Annotated in this window: 6 protein-coding genes; 2 read left to right on the top strand and 4 right to left on the bottom strand. The window is 65.9% G+C overall.

Annotated elements, in window-relative coordinates; genetic code table 11:
- Nucleotides 1-929: DUF4349 domain-containing protein (locus tag HMPREF1546_RS14555; RefSeq protein ID WP_021752068.1), on the bottom strand; the 929-nt coding region annotated here is incomplete at its 3' end.
- Nucleotides 930-1,154: 225 nt separating this feature from the next.
- Between HMPREF1546_RS14555 and HMPREF1546_RS14550 the strand changes: the two genes are divergently transcribed.
- A complete protein-coding gene (locus tag HMPREF1546_RS14550) occupies nucleotides 1,155-2,174 on the top strand; it encodes an alpha-hydroxy-acid oxidizing protein (RefSeq protein WP_021749287.1) in 1,020 nt (339 codons plus the stop codon).
- Nucleotides 2,175-2,238: 64 nt separating this feature from the next.
- Here the strand turns inward: HMPREF1546_RS14550 and HMPREF1546_RS14545 are convergent, their stop codons facing one another.
- Both HMPREF1546_RS14545 and HMPREF1546_RS14540 read right to left on the bottom strand, forming a co-directional pair.
- The gene (locus tag HMPREF1546_RS14545) at nucleotides 2,239-2,946 is read right to left on the bottom strand and encodes a carboxylesterase (RefSeq protein WP_021749286.1); all 708 of its coding nucleotides are present in this window, start codon (nucleotides 2,944-2,946) and stop codon (nucleotides 2,239-2,241) included.
- A 1-nt stretch (nucleotide 2,947) separates the two neighbouring features.
- Entirely contained in the window at nucleotides 2,948-3,691 is a 744-nt protein-coding gene (locus tag HMPREF1546_RS14540; protein ID WP_021749285.1) for an acyl-[acyl-carrier-protein] thioesterase, read from the bottom strand.
- A gap of 158 nt (nucleotides 3,692-3,849) precedes the next feature.
- Here HMPREF1546_RS14540 and HMPREF1546_RS14535 point away from each other — a divergent pair, with 158 nt between their 5' ends.
- Entirely contained in the window at nucleotides 3,850-4,221 is a 372-nt protein-coding gene (locus tag HMPREF1546_RS14535) for a RidA family protein (RefSeq protein ID WP_021749284.1), read from the top strand.
- Between the two features lie 109 nt (nucleotides 4,222-4,330).
- On the opposite strand, the gene HMPREF1546_RS14530 is transcribed toward HMPREF1546_RS14535, so the two are convergent.
- A complete protein-coding gene (locus HMPREF1546_RS14530) occupies nucleotides 4,331-5,173 on the bottom strand; it encodes a DegV family protein (RefSeq protein WP_021749283.1) in 843 nt (280 codons plus the stop codon).
- Between the last annotated feature and the right edge of the window lie 189 nt (nucleotides 5,174-5,362).

Raw genomic sequence — 5,362 nt, 5'->3', positions numbered from 1 at the left:
TTGTTCTCCGACTCCTTGGAGGCGGCCTGCCGCTCCCTGCGCCTCCTCTTCCAGAGAAGGCGGCCCGCCACGGTGCCAACCGCCGCCAGAAGCAGCAGCCACACCCAGCCGTAGGCCAGGGCCACGGCCAGACTCTCCAGTGCGCCCACAAACCCCCGCCAGCCAGAGGCAAAGGCCGCGCCCATGCGGCTTGCAAAACTGGTAGCCGGCTCCTCCACATTGGAGAGCTGGTACACCTCCTGGAGGGAGAGATAGACAGTGGCGTAGTCCACCAGGGCGTCATACTGCCGCAGGGTACCGGTGAGCCGCTCGATCTCCAGCTCCGTGTCGGAGATGGCGGATTCGATGGTGATGATGTCCTCCATATTCTCCGCCTGGGCCAGCAGGTTCTGCAGCCGCTCCAGCTTGGTCCTCTGAGTGGCCAGGCGGCTCTCCGCGTCGTAGTACGCCTCGCTGACGTTCTCGCTGGTCTGCTCCTGATAGGTGACGTGGCACAGTGTCCCCACCCGGTCCAGGAAAGGCTGGAACTGATCCGCGGGGATGCGCACTTTGTAGTCGCCGGAGCGATAGCCGCTGCCGTAGTCATGGACCGCCGCCTGCTCAAAATAGCCCCCCAGGACCTTCACCAGCGTCCGCAGGTCCGCGTCGGCGGTGTCGAAGGCGGTGGTCTCCACCTCCATCCGGGCGGTGTAGATCATCTTGGCGTTTTCCAGACGGTCGGAGGCACCGTCCTCCGCCGTACCGCCGGAGTCCTCAGCCACTTCCGCCTCCGCCCAGGCGCCGTAGGAGCCGCCCGGGTCGTCCGCCCCCTCCGTGGCGGCGCTGTTGGAGGCGGTGTCCGACGCAGTCGTATCACCACCACCGCCGCAGCCGGACAGCAGACCCAGCAGCGCCAGCAGCGTCAGCAGCCACGCAAAGCCTCTTTTCATTCCAATACCCTCCTTTTCACGCCCCGCTTCCAAACCGGGGCCTCTGCCTATTCAGACGGAAAGGCGGGCCGTATGTTGCAGGAAAACAAAAAATTTTTCCAGCCTCTTTTTGCGCCCGGGAACTTCTCTGCCAAAGGTTGCCTTTTTCTCTCAAAGGGAGTACAATCAAGGTAGCCTTCCGCGGCGTGCCGCGGTTTTCGGAAAACAATTCGGAGGGGAAAATCTATGACATATCAGGAAGTTCTGGAACAAGCGCGGGGCGCCATGGGCCCCTACTGCAAGGCCTGTCCCGTGTGCAACGGCCTGGCCTGCAGGAACACCGTCCCCGGCCCCGGCGCCAAGGGCATCGGGACCGGCTTCATCCGTAACTATCAGAAGTGGCAGGAGCTGTGCGTCAACATGGACACCATCTGCGAGAACAAGCCGGTGGACACCTCCTTCACCTTGTTCGGCCGCACGGTGGACCTGCCGGTCTTCGCTGCCCCGGTGGGCGCCATGACGCTCCACTACGGGGACAAGTACAACGATCTGGCCTATAACGACATCCTGGTGGCCGCCTGTGCTGAAGCGGGCATCGCCGCCTTCACCGGCGACGGCACGGACCCTGCGGTCATGGAGGGCGCTGCGGCGGCCATCGCCAAGAACGGCGGCTGCGGCGTGCCCACCGTCAAGCCCTGGAACCTGGAGACCATCCGGCAGAAGATGGACCTGGTGAAGGCCGCAGATCCCTTTGCCATCGCCATGGACATCGACGCGGCGGGCCTGCCCTTCCTGAAGAACATGACGCCCCCCGCCGGCAGCAAGACTGTGGAGGAGCTGCGCGAGATCGTTGCCATGGCGGAGAAGCCCTTCATCGTCAAGGGCATCATGACCGTGGCCGGGGCCAAGAAAGCTCTGGAGGCCGGGGCCAAGGGCATCGTGGTGTCCAACCACGGCGGCCGGGTGCTGGATCAGTGCCCCTCTACCGCAGAGGTGCTGCCCGCCATCGTGGACGCTGTGGGCGGCCGGATGACCATTCTGGTGGACGGCGGCATCCGCACCGGCATGGACGTGTTCAAGGCCCTGGCCCTGGGCGCGGACGCGGTGCTGATCGGCCGGCCCTTCGTCACCATGGTGTACGGTGCCGGTGCCGAGGGCGTCAAGACCTATGTGGAAAAGCTGAAGGCCGAGCTGGCCGACACCATGGCTATGTGCGGCGCCCACTCCCTGGCGGACATCAGCCGCTCCATGCTGTACGGGTTCTGAGCTCTGCTCCCGCTTCAAATCACAGCGCCGCCCCGCGGATGCGGGGCGGCGCTTCGCTGTTCTCTTATTCCAGGTCCGCCAGGCAGGCACGCTGCCAGCGGTCCACCACCGCCAGCTGCTCCGGCGTGTGGAACCAGTGCTCTCCGGCCTCCTCCACAGTCAGGCGGCAGCCATTCCGGGCGGCAAAGGCCTCCACGGTCTCCCGGTCCGTCAGATGGTCCCGGGCGCCGTACAGGATGGCCGTGGGCGTCCGCCACCGGCGGGCAGGGTGGGTCCGGACGTATCGCAGATATTCCCAGGAGAGGGTCTGGCCGAACGTTGTGGGGATGCGCCCCTCCTGGGCCAGCCGCTCCTCACTGACACCGGCCCAGCCCATCATTTTGCGGATCAGGGCCTCCATGTCCACCACCGGAGAGAGGAACAGCGCCCCCGCCAGGGGCGCGTCCGGATATGCCAGCAGGCCGAACCAGGCCCCCAGGCTGGAGCCGAAGAGCCCCACCCGGTCCCATCTGCCCCGCAGCTCCGCCAGGGCGCACCGCAGCTCCGGCACCACCTGCCAGGGGACCAGAGCCGCGGCCTCTGACTCCCGGTCCCCGTGGCCGGGCAGATCCACGCTGACGGTCTGCCACCCGGCGTCCGCCGCCGCGGCGGCAAAGAACGCAGCCTCCGCCTTGCTTCCGCCCTGGCCGTGGAGGTAGAGGATCCCCTGCCGGCTGGGCCGCCCCCAGCGGAGGGCCGGCATCCCGCCCAGGGAAAATGGTTCCGCCCGCATCTTAAAACACGCACTGGGCGGAGAAGCAGACGCCCTCCGGGCCCAGGCCCTCCATCAGATACTCGCCGCCCTTGCGGCAGCCCACCATCCGCAGCTCCTGGCCCAGGGTGGCTTCCTTGCTGTAATTGATGAAGAACTCCCGGGGCACCTTTTCCTGCAGGTCGGCGGGCAGGTAGTCCCAGACGAAGTCACCGTAGTTGCCGCTGTACACATGGCCGTTACCGTCCAGGTCGGACCAGACCACCTTCCGGGTGCCCAGATCCTCAACCCCCTCCCGGGGCAGCAGGATCTTCCGGGGCTCCGGAGCGTCGATGGCCTTGGGGCAGGTGCCCAGCTTCTTGGCTGTGAAGGTGCCGGGCCGCATGATGCGCCGGGTCTGCGGGTCTACCAGAATCCAGTCGCTGCGGATGGACACCAGAAGCCCCTCCCTGTCCGTGATCTCATACACCCGCTGCATGTGGGCGGCCTTGACGCCGTCCTCCCAGGTGGTGACGTCCACCACCTGCAGCGCCCTGGGGCAGCGATGGATCCGCAGGGCGATGCGGGAGAGCAGGAACACCTCCCGCATCTCATAGAGCTTCTCATAGGTCAGGCCCCGGGCGTCGTAGTCCGCCCCGGCCACGGCGGCGGCGATGCTCAACAGCGTGCTCACCCGGGCCCGCTGGTACCGGTCGCAGTCCGCGAAGATCAGCTGCTTCTGGCGCAGATAGCTGTTCTCCTGAAGGACTTCCCTCAAATCGCTCATACTTGCTCTTCTCCTTCCGGCGGGCCGTCCGCCCTTCCTGTAAGACATTCCAAAAAAGTATACCACGATTTTCCCTTTTTCACAAGCGCCGGTAGTTGACTTTTCTGCGGCGGATGTTATGATGAAGGTATCCAAATCGATCAAAGGAGGGTTTTCCCATGAAAACCGTGATTTCCACCCCCAACGCTCCGGGCGCCATCGGCCCTTACTCCCAGGGCTACGCCTTCGGCGACCTGGTCATCACCTCCGGCCAGATTCCCGTGGACCCCGCTACCGGCGCTATCCCCGAGGGCATCGCCGCACAGGCGGAGCAGAGCTGCAAGAACGTGGGCGCCATTCTGGAGGCCGCCGGCGTCACTCTGGAGAGCGTGGTGAAGACCACCTGTTTCCTGGCGGACATGGGCGACTTCGCCGCCTTCAACGAGGTGTACGCCAAGTATTTCACCTCCAAGCCTGCCCGCAGCTGCGTGGCCGTGCGAGAGCTGCCCAAGGGCGTGCTCTGCGAGATCGAGGCCATCGCCGTCAAGTAAATCTGATTTCCAGCAAAGAGAGCCGGTCCCCAGAGGGGCCGGCTCTTCTGTTTGATGCCAGGGCGCGGGAAGCGGGCCGCCGGGCCTGCCGCCCGCAGCGCGCACGGTCTCACGCCTTCCGCAGGAAGATCACGCCCAGGGTGCCGGGGCCGCAGTGACAGAAGATGGTGCACCCCGCCTTGGCCTCGATGATCTCCTGGAACCGCCCGTCCTGACGCAGGACCTCCCGGGCGATGGAGGCCAGGTGGTCGTCCGGGCAGGTGTCCACCAGAAAGGCCCGGCGGGTGTCCAGGTCCGTGCGGTCCCGCAGCCGGTCCCGGACGTACTCCTCCACCACCTTCTCGATGGAGCCCCGGTACTTCTTCGTCACCGGCAGCTTGCCGTCCACTACGTCCAGGCAGGGGTGGAGCTTCAGCAGGCTGGCACCCAGGGCCGTGGCGGTGGAGCAGCGGCCGCCCTTTTTCATGTAATCCAGCCGGTCCAGCACAAAGCTGGTCTCCACCCGGGGAATCATCTCCTCCAGCATCGCCAGGATCTCCGTCACAGACTTCCCGGCCTCCGCGGCCTCTGCGGCGGCCAGCACCAGCATCCCATGGCCCACCGTCAGGTTGGCGGAGTCCACCACATACACGCCGTCCACCTCCTTCGCCGCCAGGCGGGCGTTCTGGTGGCAGCTGGAAAAGCCCATGCCGATGTTCAGGTGGATGACCGCGTCATACTCCTCCATCAGACGGCGGAACAGCTCCTCATAGTCCGCCACATTGACGGCGTTGGTGGTGGTGATCTCGCCGCCGGCGTCCACATGGGCGGCGATGTCCCCGGTGCGGATGTCCACCCCGTCCTGGTACAGCTTCCCCGCCTTGATGATCCCCAGCGGGGTCACGGTGATATTGTATCGCTCCAGCAGATCCCGCGGCAGGTCGCAGGTGGAGTCGGTGGTGATCTTAATCATACAGACAGCTCCTTTTGGTCGCATCCCCGGACGGCCGTCCGGGGTTGAGGTTGTTGGATGGTCGGCCCCCCACGGGAGCGGTGCGCTGACGCTGCGGCTGCTGCGCCACCCCCCGCGGGGATCTGGTGCTCCGGGCGGCTGTCCCGCAGGAGGCCGGGCGTGGTCCCAGCCATGGCAGGCGCCCTCCCG

Origin of the sequence: Oscillibacter sp. KLE 1745, from assembly GCF_000469445.2 — a bacterium.
GTDB lineage: Bacteria > Bacillota > Clostridia > Oscillospirales > Oscillospiraceae > Oscillibacter > Oscillibacter welbionis.
The sequence above is the reverse complement of the archived record's forward strand: the minus strand, read 5'-3'. Positions and strand labels throughout refer to the sequence as shown.